This window comes from Borrelia sp. HM (assembly GCF_019669085.1).
Lineage (GTDB): Bacteria > Spirochaetota > Spirochaetia > Borreliales > Borreliaceae > Borrelia.
On the sequence record NZ_AP024401.1, the window covers coordinates 80,691 to 93,982 of the forward strand.

The following is a 13,292-nucleotide window of genomic DNA, read 5'->3' on the forward strand; positions in this document are numbered from 1 at the left end:
TTTGGGTATTTTTGAAAAGATAAAGAATTTATTTATAAATAAGGAAAAAACACGAACATTTGAAAATTTAGAAGATATTCTATTAGAAGCAGATATTAAAAATAATATAGTGATTGAAATAACAGAATATATAAAAAAAATTAAGGTCAAAGACGAAAAAGAAATACTCATCAAACTAAAAGACTTTTTAAAAAGTTATATCAATCAACAAAAACTCAATTTAGATAGTAATAGATTAAATATTTTATTAATAATTGGGGTAAATGGAGTTGGTAAAACTTCAAGCATCATCAAGCTTGCAAACAAATTAAAAAATGAAGGAAAAAATGTGTTAATAGCTGCAGCAGATACATTTAGAGCAGCAGCTATTGAACAGCTCAAAATACAAAGTGAAAAAATTGGAATTAAAGTCATATCTCAAAATCAAGGAAGTGACGCATCATCAGTAATATTTGATAGTATTGCAAGTGCAAAAGCAAAAAACTATGACATATTAATAATTGATACAGCAGGAAGGCTTCAAAATAAAGCAAACTTAATCAAAGAACTTCAAAAAATGGACAATGTAATTAAAAAGCAAATAGCAGAAACAAATGTTAACTATAAAAAAATATTAGTAATAGACTCTATTTCTGGGAAAAATGTAAACAATCAAACAGAAATATTTAATCAAGCAATAGAAATTGATGGAATCATAGCTACAAAATTTGATTCATCATCTAGAGCCGGTGGAATAATAAATATTTCAAAACTATTTAACAAACCAATATATTTTTTTACATTTGGAGAACAATTAGAACATATCAAAGAATTTAACATTGATGATTACTTCAATAAGTTGCTATGACAAAAAAAATATTAATCCTATTTTTTATAATATTTCTAACATCAACCGCATATGGACAAAGCTACTTCATATCTGATGTATTTTTCAATAAATATCAGGAAATATATGAAGTCCCACAAACAGGATTTTATATCGAATATACAAAAATCAATGAAATTGAAAAATTTAGTCTCTTTAAAGACTCAAAACTTATTAAATATAAAACACAAGAAACAATAGAAGATAAAAAAAAGTTAATATTCTATAATGCAAAAGACATTAAAACAAAAGAAGAAATTTTTGATAACTTAAATAATAAAATACAAGAAATACAATACAGTCCCAAAGGAACAATCCTTGAATCTGTAGCTTATTTTTATGAAAAAAATGATTTGGTTTATAAAGAAATCAAAATTTTAAACCAAAAACCAAAAAGAATACAATATACAAAAGACATTAATGGTAAACTTTTAAAAATAGCAGGTTCAAACCTTCAAGTTTGGAATTACGGAATTGATGGAGAAATAAAATCAATATATTTTGACATCAACAAATCAAAAATAATAAAAGTACTCCATTATGATGAAAAAAAAAGACATTTAAAAAGCATTAGACTAGATAATAGCAAAATAAAATCTAAAGAAAAAAATAACTACATAAATGACGATGAAAGAATAAATACGATAGAAGAGGACGACATAAAAACCATATCAACATATAAAGGACATAATTTAATTAAAAAAGAAGTATATAAAAATAATAAAATCACAAATTTAAGTAATTTTGAATATAATGAATCTGGAAATATTATATTGGAAGAAAATATAACTATAAATGAAAATAAAAAAAACTATAGTGTCAAAACAAAATATGAATATAATTCTGATAATAAATTAACGTTAAAAACAATTTATGAGAATAACTCAATATTATTAAAAAATGAATACTTTAGTGACAATGAATATGAGCAAGAAATATACTATAACGGAAATCCTATATTTAAAGTAAAATACAAAAATGATGAAATCATTGAAAAACTCAATAACAATAAAGATATTGCAAGAGACAAAAATGAGATTAGCTAAATTTTTATTGAAAAGACTAATACTAGATGAACAAAATAGCTTATCACTTACAATTGTAATAATCTTAAGCATAATAATTGGACAAATCATTATTATTGTAATAATATCTATAATGAATGGTTTGCAAAATGACTTTTTCATAAGTATGTCCACACTAGAAAGTGGTAATTTAAAAATTGAAAGCAAATTAAGCGAGCAAGATCTCAATACACTTAAAAAGATTAAAGAAATAATCCAAATAAACAAAATTTATGAAACACAAGGAATTGGGATTGAAGACTATTATTCCCCAAGTATCTTAAATATTATTGCACTTGACACAAAAGATATTATAAAAGATAAAAACTTTATTCTACTAACTGATCTCTCAGAATCAAAACTCCAACTTAATGATAATGAAATTATTATAGGAGATGTATTATCCTACAATTTAGGACTATTTGAAGGAGATAAAATAGGATTAATATTAAGTGATGAAATACAAAATTTACAAACATTAACAAAAAAAATAAAATACTTTGAAATAAAAGCCATCTTTAAGAGCAAGTATGCCAAAATAAATGAATCTACAGTATTTATGAATATAAACTATTTTTACAAAAATAAAATTATAAAAGATACAAATATCAACTATCAAGTCAAAACACAAAGCTTATATCCTAGTAAAAAACTAATAGAGCAAATAAAAAATATCAATCCAAACATTAAATTTAAATCTTGGAATGAATATAACAAAGAATTTTATAAAACACTAAAAATAGAAAGAAATACAATGTTAATCATCTTAACAAGCATATTTCTTGTCATTGCTGTTAACACATATTATTTACAAAAAAGAATAATAATAAACAAGAATAAAGCAATTGCAATTCTATTATGCTTAGGCACCAAATCAAAAAAAATCAGACAAGTCTTTTTAATGCATTCAGTAATAATTTGTATACTAGGAGGAGTTATTGGATTAATTTCAGGTGTTATAATATCTTTAAATATTAATGAAATTCTATATGTAATAGATATTATAATTAACAGCCTGATCAAAGCTATAAATTATCTATTAAAATGCAAACTAGAAAATGTTGAAATAAAAATAGTAAAAAATATAATTACACCTAAAATATTCATCAATGATTTAATATCAACGCTATTTTTTGTTTGTTTGTTTACAATATGCTCAAGTCTAAAGGTAACAAAAAAGATCAAATATATTGACAATATAAATGGAGCAACATAAATGGAAAACATACTATGTATCAAGAAAGTTCATAAAACATATACTAAAAATAAAACAAAAATAAAAGTAATAGAAAATTTAGATTTAAATGTAAAAAGTGGAGATTTTATTTCAATTCAAGGTAAAAGCGGATGTGGGAAATCAACTCTTTTTAACATAATATCAGGAATTGATAAAGTAGATTCAGGAGATATCATCTCATGTGGAATATCTTTAAAAGATGCAAGCGAGAAAACATTAAGTTTATATAAAAATAAAAAAATAGGTCTTGTTTTTCAAAATCACAATTTAATTGACGAGTTTAATGTACTTGAAAACATTATCCTACCTAAAATAATTGAAGGTCAAGATGATTTAAAAACAATAAATCAAAAAGCAATAAATCTAATGAAAATATTAGAAATAGATACAAGAGTAGAACATTACCCTTCAGAACTATCAGGAGGAGAATCACAAAGAGCAGCTATTGCAAGAGCTTTAATTAATGAACCAAATATAATCTTATGCGATGAACCCACTGGTAATCTGGATGTTAAGACTGCCAAAACTGTAGAATCTCTATTAATAAACACAGCCAAAAAATTTGGTAAAACACTAATTTTAGTTAGTCATAATCCAGAATTTTCTAACAAAGCAGATATAAAATATGAACTTAAAGAAAAAAGACTAAATAGAATATGAGTCATTCAAATATTAAAGCACTTATAAAAATAGCATACATAATTTTTATAAACTCAAAAAACAAAAAAGCCCTAATTGGCTCTGGGATATCTTTAAGTTTAGTCATGATTCCTTTAATTATTGTTTATTACATGTCAAGCAATATCATGAATTCTACAATAGACAAATACATTGAAAATGAAGGATTTTCCGTACAAATCGAATATAATGAACCTCAAAAAGATGAACAACTGCGAACTAAATTAGAAGAATTCAAAAAAGAATACAAACAAGATGAATTAAAATATTTTTTTGAAAGAAGAACTTATGGAATAATAGGAAATAAAAAAAAACAAGGTGTACTAATAAGAGCAATAGAAAATAAATTTATTGATGAGAATAAGAACATAAAATTCATAGATGGCAAAAAAAGATTTCAAAAAAATGAAATCCTAATATCAAAACAAATAAAAGATAAACTTAATTTACATATTAATCAATCTATTTACCTTGTAGTGGCAAATACTAAACATCAAAAGATATTTCCAAATGCAAAGCTATTTAACATAGCTGGAATTATCGAAACAGGAATAAGAGAAATTGACAAAAATTTAGTTTTCATTTTACTAAAAGATTCAAACATAATGTCAAAAGAATTTTCTAAAAGCATAATTGGGATTTCTACTAGAAATAATACTAAAGAAAAAACTGATAATCTAAAAAAAGATATTGAAAAAGAATTCAAAGAATACAAAATAAAAACATTTTATGAGCTTTATTTAAATAAATATGTAAACTTAGATATCAGCAAAAAACTTTTAATATTTATTATGGCACTTATTGTAATATTCGCAAGTATTAATATATCTTCATCTCTTTGCATGTTAATACTTGAAAATAAAAAGAAAATTGCAATATTTAAGTCAATTGGAATGAGCAATTTAAGTCTAAAACTAATATTCATATTCATAGCATTTGTTTTAAGTTCAACATTTTGTATGATAGGCATAATGATTGGTAATTACATAACTATTAATATAGAACATTTCATCAACACAATAGATATTATTATCAATACAATTTTAAAAATATTTGGAGCTGAGAATACAGAAATTTTAAACTATGATTATTATATATCTGAATTTAATATTAAAATAAGTTTAAAATTTAGCTTAATCATTCTATTATCTTACACATTAATTAGCATTACAACAACACTAATTCCTTTAAATATTATTTCAAAACTTAAAGAAAAAGAAATTTTAAAATAGATTAAACTTTTTTTTGTTTTTTATAACGATAATACTCAGACTATCTTGTAAAAACATTCAAAATCTTAATAAAAGATAACTCTTCTTGAATATTTGGATAAATCTCTTTTGGAAAAACAGTCTTTAATGCAAAACTCTGCCTAGAGTAAGGTTTAAGAAAAGAGTTGGAATCAGAAATCAACTTGCGTCGCAAAGTCCTAATAATTTGACTATCCTTTGTAAAATAAGCTAACTCAATTTCTAAATATTTAACAGTATCTTTTAAATTATTGTAAACTTCTATAAAAGAATTAGCTTCATAAATTCCAAAATCTTCATTAAAATAATTTCCAAGATATTTAAATTTCAAAACTGAAGAACTTGTTTCTAAATCAACATTATAAATGTTATTATCTTCATCAAAAAATTCAATTGAAGTTATATTAAGAACCATCTTTTTAGGATGTCCCTTAATATCTTTAGCAATATTGTATGTAAAATCAATTGGTACATAAACACCTTTACGCCACTGATTATGAAAATCACTTATCTTTTCAAACACCTTATTTAAAATAGGTTTTCCTAAATCATCATAAACAGTAATACTATAAGAAATTTTTTTAATAGGTTTTTTAAATGAAATAACTCCTGCCTTTAGTTGATAAGTATGTGCATCCTCAAAAACCAGCACCTTAGCATCTTCAACTTCAACACTATATAAAGCATAAGGCTTTGCAAAAATATCAGCAGACTCAACTATTAAATCAGTCATCCTTGTAACTGAAGGCAAACCTTGAACCATAGTTTCTTGAATTTTAATATTGCTTACTTTACTTAAATCTTTGTAATAACCAACAATAAAAGGCATCACTACTGTATATGTAATTAACGAAATAATAGCTATTAATATAAAATTTAACAATAATCTTAATAATTTATGTTTTAACTTTCCAGCTTTATCATAAGCTATTAAATCAAGACTATTTACTATCCCAAATTCTCTAGCCTGTAAACTTAAATGAATCAACCTTTTATCTACACCTTTACTATATATTCTTTTTACAAGCTTTCTATAAAAACTAAAAAACGAAAAAAAAATGGAATTACTATGAAGAGAATATAAATACACAGTATCAAGCTCTCTTAAAGAATCATTCAATTTTCCTATTTTCTCTAATTGCTTAGCCCTATCATATACCTTATAAAAATACATCTCGATATTCTCAATATCAGCATCCGAGATATCTGCTTTTTCAATAATGTCCTTTACATATTTTTCTTTTATAATCTTATTCTTGTATTTAGAAAGCTTAGATAAATAAATTTTAATTCTTTCTTCAGAAGTTTTATTCATTATCCTCTAGTTCATCAACTTTTTTTAAAAGCCAATAAGCAATATTTTTAGCAGTATCTTTTGTAATAGAAATTCCAACAAAAGAATTTATTAAAATTATCTTTTCTTTAGAACCCTTAAGATCTTTAGAAATTTCTTCTAAAACACCTTCTTTAGTTTTAGTATAAACAATTTCTTCAGGGATTTCTGTAGACTCAAAAACAAGATCACAAAAAATTTCACCAGTATTAGTTACATTACCATAAATATTATTAACAGGTACCAATTTATAATCTTCGGCTTTTTCAAACCTATAAATTATTTCTTTCATAAAACGAATTATAGCATAAACATATCCTGAAAAGATAAAAGCTTAAAATATTATGATTATAAAACATAAATTTAAGAAAAGAATAAAAACTAAGATTATAAAATTATAAAATAAAGAAATTATTATCCATACATGAACATAAAAAAATAATGGTATAATTTTTATAATAAAAATCTTCTATAAAAAGCAAAGAGTACCAAAAAATGAATTTTAATCCTTTAAAATATAAAAATGAAAAAGTAAACTATCTAAGAAAGGATTTTCCCATTCTAAACAAAACTATTCATAATAAAAAACTAATTTATTTTGACAATGCTTCAACTTCTCAAAAACCAAAAATCGTTATTTCATCTGTAGCTCAATACTACGAAAACTATAATGCAAATGTTCACAGAAGCGGTCATGAACTTACAATACAATCCAGCTTAAAAGTAGAAGAAACAAGAGAAATTGTAAAAAGATTTATTAACGCACAATCTTGTACAAACATAATATTTAATTCTGGAACAACAGATGGAATAAATACAGTAGCAAATTCATTACTATTTTCAAAAATTTTAAAAGAAAAAGATGAAATCATCTTAACAACATTAGAACACAATAGCAATTTACTTCCTTGGATAAATATTGCGAAATTTTTAAATTTAAATATTAAACTTGCAAAATTTAATGAAATGGGCATTATTCACCCAGAACAAATAAAAAACTTAATTACAAATAAAACAAAAATGATTGCCATATCTGGCATAAGTAATATATTAGGAACTACACAAGACTTAGAAGCAATTGGAAAAATTGCCAAAGATAACAAAATTATTCTATTTGTAGATGCGGCACAAATGGCACCACATATGAACATAGACGTAAATAAAATAAACTGTGATTTTTTAGTATTCTCAGGACACAAAATGCTTGCTCCAACAGGAATTGGAGTATTATACATATCAGAAAAAATCATAAACAAACTTAATAGTTCCAAACTAGGAGGCAATGCCATAGAAAATATTTTTATAGAAAATGGAAAGATTAATTTTAAAACCCTTGGATCTCCAAATAAATTTGAATCAGGAACACCAAATATTGCAGGCATAATTGGTCTTGGAAAGGCAATAGAATACATTAATAATATTTCAATGGAATTTATTAAAGAATACGATAAAGAACTAATTGAATATTGCGTTGCAAAATTACAAGAAATTGATGAAGTTGAATTTGTTATAAATCAAAATATAAAAAGAAAATCAATAATATCATTCACAATAAAAGATATACACTCCCATGATGTTGAAACATATCTTGACACGATGGGAATTGCAATTAGAGCAGGAAAAAGTTGCGCATACATGGCATTTTTATCAGAACATATCAAAAAAGATCATTTATTAAGAATTAGCTTTTATTTCTATAATACAAAAGAAGAAATTGATACTTTTATATCTTGCCTAAAGAGAACCATAAAAGCCTTTTATTAAGTATCTATCTTAAAACTTAAAAAAAGTTTTCAAGTTTTATTATGCATAACATAAAAGGATAATGCTCATAAATTGATCTGTAATATAAATATAAATCTTAAAATTAAATCAACATAAAATTATTGTTGATTTAATCAAACAAACCCCGTAAAATTGAATCATGTTCTCAGAAAAAACAAAAAACGAATTAATAAGACTGAGTAAAATAAATAAGTATTATTTTAAAACAGATAATAATAAAAATCAAAACCTAACATACTATCAGTCCAAATGTGGTGATAAAATAGCATTTCAAGTAAAAGAAGATAACGAAAAAATCAGATTAAAATACAATGCACAAGGATGCATAATACTTTCCTCTAGTGCATATATATTAACCAAATTATGTGACAATCAATCTAGAAAAGCAATACTAAAATTCATAATTAAAATAATTAATAAAAACTTTGAAAAAATAGAAGAAATTGATATAAGACTTAAAAATTTTGAAAACTTTTTACATACAAATAGAAAAGATTGCTTTATGTTACCATACAAAGCTTTAAGTGAAATCCTAAATAATACTAAATAACGTCTTAATTTAAAGGAGAATTACATATGAAAATATACTCTCATTCATCAATAGGATATGAAGGAGAATTAATCGAAGTTGAAGTAGATATTAAAAAAGGAATATCAGGGATTGATATTGTTGGATTAGCTGGAAGTGAAATCAAAGAATCAAGAGAAAGAATAAAAGCAGCTATTAAAAATTCGAAATTTACTTTTCCAAAAGACAGAATATTAATAAATCTTGCACCAGCTGGAATAAAAAAAATTGGAACGGCAATTGATCTCTCAATTGCAACAAGCATTATTACTACAAAAGAAAATCAAGACAACAACAACAATTTAGAAATTTTAATATTAGGAGAACTACAATTAGACGGTCAAATAAGACCAATTAAAGGAGTATTGCCTGCTATATCACTTGCAAAGAAAAGAGGAATTAAATGCATAATAATACCCTTTGCTAATTTAGAAGAAGCTCTTTTAATAGAAAATCTAAACATTTGGGGAATAAAAACTCTAAAAGAAGCTTTAGACATAGTAGAAAATCTTAATAATAATATATTGCCACCAAAACCCCTCATTAAAACTAAAATTCAAATAGAAAACAATGACGAAAAATTTGAATATGATTTCAGAAATATAAAAGGACAACATAGAATCAAAAGAGCACTTGAAATTGCAGTTGCTGGAGGGCATAATATAATGATATTTGGCCCTCCTGGAAGTGGAAAAACTCTTAGCATCAAATGTGTAGAGTCAATTTTACCTCCACTTACAAACAAAGAATTAATTGAAACAAACAGGATTTGGTCAGTATCGGGCAAACTAATAGATACAAAAATAATAAAACGAAGACCATTTAGACAACCTCATCAAACTGCAAGTAAAGAAGGAATCATTGGTGGAGGCTCTAATGCACTCCCTGGTGAAGTATCACTTGCACACAATGGAGTTTTATTTCTAGATGAAGCCTTAGAATTTCAAAAATCAATATTACAATCACTGAGAGAACCAATAGAAGATAAGATGATTTCAATAGTAAGAGCAAGTTCTAAATCATCCAAATATCCTGCAAATTTCCAATTAATGATTGCTACAAACCCTTGCCCTTGTGGCAATCTTGGAAAAAATGACACAGAATGCTTTTGTTCTCAACAAGAAGTTTCAAACTATTGGAAAAAACTTGGAGCAGCAATGCTTGATAGAATTGATATTCGAGTGCCAGCCAAACCAGTAAAAAATGAAAAATTGTTTCAAGAAGACAGTGAAAGCTCAAATGAAATAAGAAAAAAAATAATCAAAGCAAGAAACATACAAAGTAAAAGATACGAAAACATTGAAAATGTCCATAAAAACTCTGATCTCAAACCAGAACATATTGCAATATTTTGTGAATTAGATAAAATCTTAAAAGATGAAATGATTTATATATTAAATAAACTTAACATATCATCAAGAGCAACTCATTCAATCCTAAAATTAGCAAGAACAATTGCTGATTTAAAAGAAGAAGACTGTATTTCAAGAGAATCATTATTAGAATCCATTGAACACAGAAAAAATGGAGATAGACTTCTAGAAGAATAAAAAAGCCCCTAATTGGGGCAAAATCAAAATTCTATCTTATCAATATAACTCTTAAGCTGCTTAGCAGAAGCTTCAAACTTTTCCATCTCTCTATCACTTATTTTAAAATTAATAACTTCTTTAACACCCTCTTTGCAAACTATAGAAGGAGCCCCAATATAAATATCCTTGATGGAATTACCATATTGCCCATTAATATATGAAGATATAGGTAAAATAATATTCTGGTCACTAATTATTGCATTCACAATGTTCTTAATTCCAAGCCCAATTGCATAATAAGTAGCTCCCTTTAACTTAATTACTTCATAAGCAGCATTAACAACATTTTTATGAATTTCATCAAGCTCTTCTTCTCTTAGTTTCCCTTCATCAATATATTCAGATAAAGGCTTCATAGCGATCTTGGTCTCATCCCAAGTAGCAAAAGAACTGTCTCCATGCTCACCCATAATATATGAATGTATATTTTGAGTATTAACACCAAGGCGTTCAGCTAAAAAATACTTAAGTCTTGAAGTATCAAGTGTTGTTCCTGTACCAATAACTCTGTGAATTGGAAAATGAGAATATTTCATTGTCACATAAGTCATAATATCAACAGGATTACTTGCAATTACAAAAATACCACTAAATCTACTTGCAACAACACTTGTTATAATATCTTTAAATATTTTAGTATTTTTACCTACCAAATCAAGTCTTGTTTCACCTGGCTTTTGATTAAGACCTGCAGTAATTACAACAATATCAGCATCTGAACAATCATCATAATTACCAAATTTTATTTTAATATTTTTCTCTAAGAACATTTGACCATGGTTTAAATCCATAACCTCACCCTTAGCCTTATCTTGAGCTACATCAATAATTATAAGTTCATGAACAAGTGAGTTATCTATAGTCAAGGCATAAGCAAAGCTTGAACCAACACCACCAGCTCCAATAAGAACAACCTTATTACATTTAAGCATAAACGATCTCCATATACTATGTTTACAAATATTAAATAATTCTATAATACTTCAAAACAATTTTACAATATTTAAATTTAACTAAAATTCAATATTTGATAATTTCTTCACACTAAACTAAAGTACTAATTAAAATACAATACTAATTATTCTCTGGTTTAAGAACAGCAAGAAATGCACTTTGTGGTATCTCAACATTACCTATTATTTTCAATCGCTTTTTGCCTTCTTTTTGCTTTTCTAAAAGCTTCCTTTTACGAGTAATATCACCTCCATAACACTTAGCAGTGACATCCTTTCTAAAAGGTGATATCGTCTCACGAGCAATAACGTTTGAACCAATAACTCCTTGTATAGCTATTTTAAACTGCTGCCTTGCAATTTCATCTTTTAATCTTTTACAAATACTCATAGCCTTTGTTCTTGCACTATCTCTAAAAGCTAACTGAGATAGTGCATCTACTCTATCTCCATTAACTAAAATATCCAACTTAACTAAACTCGTTTCCTCATATCCTAATAATACATAATCAAAAGAAGCATATCCACGACTTACAGATTTAATCTTATCGTAAAAGTCAAAAAGTATCTCAGAAAGTGGCATTTTATAAATAATCTCAACACGTTTTACATCAAGATAAATTAAATTTTCTTGTATGCCTCTTTTAACAAGACAAATACTCATAATATTTCCCAAAAACTCAGTAGGAACAATAATATTAGCTTTAATATAAGGTTCAAGAGCAACCTCAATATTATCATTTCCAGGAAACTGTTCAGGACTTTCAATAAAATAAGGATTTCCCTTTTTAGGAATAATTTTATAACGAACTGATGGTGATGTTAATATAATATTAAGATCAAATTCACGCTCAATTCTCTCCTGAATAACCTCTAAATGTAAAAGTCCTAAAAAGCCACATTTAAATCCATGTCCAAGAGCAGATGAAGCATCTTTTTCAAAAGTAAGTGATGCATCATTAAGTTTAAGTCTCTCCATTGCCTTTAAAAGATCATCATACTGATTAGCATCAACTGGATAAATAGAAGAGAATACTACAGGCTTAACTTCTTTAAATCCTTCAAGAGGTACATTTGCTGGATTATCAACAAGAGTTACAGTATCTCCAATCTTAACATCTGATATATTCTTTATTCCTGCAATAAAATAACCAACATCACCTGCTTCCAATAAATCTTTTTTTTCAAGAATTATTCTAAAAATTCCAATCTCCTCCAATAAATATTCCCCACCTGCATGCATAAATTTAATCTTGTCACCAGTCTTAATTTGCCCTTCAAAAATTCTAAAATGAACAATCACACCACGATAAGAATCATAATGTGAATCAAAAATTAAAGCCTTTAATGGGCTTTTAATACTTCCTTTGGGAGAAGGAACATGTTTGCAAATAGCCTCAAGTAATTCATCAATTCCTATCCCATTCTTAGCAGATATGGGAATAGCAATCTTTGAATCTATTCCTAAATCATGCTCTATTTGCTCTTTTACAAAATCAATATTAGCACTTGGTAAATCTATTTTGTTAATAACAGGAATAATTTCAAGATTATGTTCAAATGCCATATAGAAGTTTGAAACAGTTTGAGCCTCTATCCCTTGACTTGCATCAATAAGTAAAAGTGCTCCCTCGCAAGATGAAATTGCTCTTGAAACTTCATAAGAAAAATCAACATGACCTGGAGTATCTACAAAATTAAGTTCATAAGTATTACCATCACTTCTACACTTATAATTAATAGTAACTGCCTGACTCTTAATTGTAATGCCTTTTTCCCTTTCAATATCCATACTATCAAGAATTTGGTTTTTAAATTCTCTATCTGAAATTATTCTAGCTTTTTGTATAAATCTATCTGCTAACGTTGATTTACCATGATCAATATGTGCAATAATGCAAAAATTTTTTTTATAAGAACTAATCTTTCAACCTCCCCTTTTAATCCTAAATAAAACAGAAATAATA

General features: G+C 25.9%; 12 protein-coding genes. 8 read left to right on the forward strand and 4 right to left on the reverse strand.

Features of this window, described 5'->3' with window-relative positions; all coding sequences use genetic code 11:
- Nucleotide 1 precedes the first annotated feature (1 nt).
- The 5 genes from ftsY to K5563_RS00420 are packed head-to-tail and all read left to right on the forward strand — an operon-like array spanning nucleotide 2 to nucleotide 5,076.
- Nucleotides 2–847, forward strand: coding sequence for a signal recognition particle-docking protein FtsY (gene ftsY, locus K5563_RS00400; protein ID WP_221037046.1), 846 nt, complete (start codon nucleotides 2–4; stop codon nucleotides 845–847).
- Nucleotides 844–1,911 (forward strand): hypothetical protein, encoded by a 1,068-nt coding sequence (locus K5563_RS00405; protein WP_221037047.1) that lies wholly within the window; start codon nucleotides 844–846, stop codon nucleotides 1,909–1,911. Before ftsY ends, K5563_RS00405 begins: the two co-directional genes overlap by 4 nt.
- Nucleotides 1,898–3,145 (forward strand): FtsX-like permease family protein, encoded by a 1,248-nt coding sequence (locus tag K5563_RS00410; protein WP_221037048.1) that lies wholly within the window; start codon nucleotides 1,898–1,900, stop codon nucleotides 3,143–3,145. The genes K5563_RS00405 and K5563_RS00410 overlap by 14 nt, the downstream gene beginning before the upstream one ends.
- Entirely contained in the window at nucleotides 3,146–3,826 is a 681-nt protein-coding gene (locus K5563_RS00415) for an ABC transporter ATP-binding protein (RefSeq protein WP_221037049.1), read from the forward strand.
- Nucleotides 3,823–5,076: an FtsX-like permease family protein gene (locus K5563_RS00420; protein ID WP_221037050.1), complete on the forward strand. Its 1,254-nt coding sequence runs from the start codon at nucleotides 3,823–3,825 to the stop codon at nucleotides 5,074–5,076. Before K5563_RS00415 ends, K5563_RS00420 begins: the two co-directional genes overlap by 4 nt.
- Nucleotides 5,077–5,116: 40 nt before the next feature.
- Here the strand turns inward: K5563_RS00420 and K5563_RS00425 are convergent, their stop codons facing one another.
- Together K5563_RS00425 and K5563_RS00430 are read right to left on the reverse strand one after the other, a co-directional pair.
- Nucleotides 5,117–6,409: a hypothetical protein gene (locus K5563_RS00425; protein ID WP_221037051.1), complete on the reverse strand. Its 1,293-nt coding sequence runs from the start codon at nucleotides 6,407–6,409 to the stop codon at nucleotides 5,117–5,119.
- Nucleotides 6,402–6,719 (reverse strand): hypothetical protein, encoded by a 318-nt coding sequence (locus K5563_RS00430; protein WP_221037052.1) that lies wholly within the window; start codon nucleotides 6,717–6,719, stop codon nucleotides 6,402–6,404. Before K5563_RS00430 ends, K5563_RS00425 begins: the two co-directional genes overlap by 8 nt.
- Nucleotides 6,720–6,922: 203 nt before the next feature.
- Between K5563_RS00430 and K5563_RS00435 the strand changes: the two genes are divergently transcribed.
- The 3 genes from K5563_RS00435 to K5563_RS00445 all read left to right on the forward strand — a co-directional run bounded on the left by K5563_RS00435 (nucleotide 6,923) and on the right by K5563_RS00445 (nucleotide 10,330).
- A complete protein-coding gene (locus tag K5563_RS00435) occupies nucleotides 6,923–8,191 on the forward strand; it encodes a cysteine desulfurase (protein WP_221037053.1) in 1,269 nt (422 codons plus the stop codon).
- Between the two features lie 160 nt (nucleotides 8,192–8,351).
- Nucleotides 8,352–8,762, forward strand: a complete 411-nt coding sequence (locus tag K5563_RS00440; RefSeq protein WP_221037054.1) for an iron-sulfur cluster assembly scaffold protein — start codon at nucleotides 8,352–8,354, stop codon at nucleotides 8,760–8,762.
- Nucleotides 8,763–8,788: 26 nt separating this feature from the next.
- Nucleotides 8,789–10,330, forward strand: coding sequence for a YifB family Mg chelatase-like AAA ATPase (locus K5563_RS00445; protein WP_221037055.1), 1,542 nt, complete (start codon nucleotides 8,789–8,791; stop codon nucleotides 10,328–10,330).
- A gap of 23 nt (nucleotides 10,331–10,353) precedes the next feature.
- On the opposite strand, the gene K5563_RS00450 is transcribed toward K5563_RS00445, so the two are convergent.
- The gene (locus K5563_RS00450) at nucleotides 10,354–11,304 is read right to left on the reverse strand and encodes an L-lactate dehydrogenase (RefSeq protein ID WP_221037056.1); all 951 of its coding nucleotides are present in this window, start codon (nucleotides 11,302–11,304) and stop codon (nucleotides 10,354–10,356) included.
- Nucleotides 11,305–11,446: 142 nt separating this feature from the next.
- Nucleotides 11,447–13,249, reverse strand: a complete 1,803-nt coding sequence (gene lepA, locus K5563_RS00455) for a translation elongation factor 4 (RefSeq protein WP_221037731.1) — start codon at nucleotides 13,247–13,249, stop codon at nucleotides 11,447–11,449.
- Nucleotides 13,250–13,292 lie beyond the last annotated feature (43 nt).